2 protein-coding genes are annotated in these 878 nt (G+C 70.8%); both read left to right on the top strand.

Features of this window, described 5'->3' with window-relative positions:
• A partial coding sequence (locus tag BHU15_RS36170; RefSeq protein ID WP_079128622.1) for a CBS domain-containing protein occupies positions 1 to 607 on the top strand: 607 nt, incomplete at its 5' end.
• Positions 604 to 878 (top strand): universal stress protein (locus BHU15_RS36165; RefSeq protein WP_171908526.1); only part of this gene is annotated, 275 nt, incomplete at its 3' end. The genes BHU15_RS36170 and BHU15_RS36165, both read left to right, overlap by 4 nt.

Raw genomic sequence — 878 nt, 5'->3', positions numbered from 1 at the left:
CGGCGTCAGCGCCGTGCCTGTGCTGGACGACGGGGACCGTCCGGTCGGCGTCGTCTCCGAGGCCGACCTGCTGCGCAAGGCGGCGAACAGATCCGACATGTCAGGCAGGACGCCGCTGCCCCACCTTGAGGCGTGGGAACGCGCCAGGTCGGAGGGCGTGGTCGCGGCGGAGATCATGAACGCCCCCGCAATCTGCGCGCACCCTCAGTGGACGGTCGTGGAGGCCGCGCGCCTCATGGCTGAGCAGCACGTCAAACGGCTGCCCGTGGTGGACGAGACCGACAAGCTGCAGGGCATCGTCAGCCGGTCCGACCTCCTGCGCGTCTTCCTCCGGCGGGACAGCGCCATCCACGAGGAGATCTCGCGGGACGTCCTGGCGCGGACACTGCGGCTGGCGCCGTCGGCCGTGACGGCCGACGTTCAGCAGGGGCAGGTCTCGCTCCACGGCGCGGTGGACGACGAACACACCGTCGCGGTGCTTCTGCGGCTGTGCGGCAGCGTGGACGGTGTCGTGGCGGTCTCGGAAGATCTCAAGCATCCGTCGGAGGAGACCGGCCTCAGCGAAACCGGCCTCAGCGAAACCGCCGGGAGGCGGAGGGCGTCATGAGCCGCGTGGTCACCGTCGGCCTGGACGGTACGCCCGAGTCCCTCACCGCCGCCCGCTGGGCCGCGCGCGAGGCCCGGCTGCGTGGAGCGACCCTGCGGATGACACACGCGTGGATCCTGCTCTCCGACGAGCGGGACCACCCGTACGCCGAGGGGAACGACCCGAACTACTGGCCCAAGTGGATCATCGACCAGGCGATGCGAAGCATCGAGCCGATCCACCCCGACCTGCCCGTGGTCGAGGACCTGGTGGCCGAGGATCCGGTGGACGC

Source organism: Streptomyces niveus (assembly GCF_001723055.1).
Taxonomy (GTDB): domain Bacteria; phylum Actinomycetota; class Actinomycetes; order Streptomycetales; family Streptomycetaceae; genus Streptomyces; species Streptomyces niveus.
The sequence above is the reverse complement of the archived record's forward strand: the minus strand, read 5'-3'. Positions and strand labels throughout refer to the sequence as shown.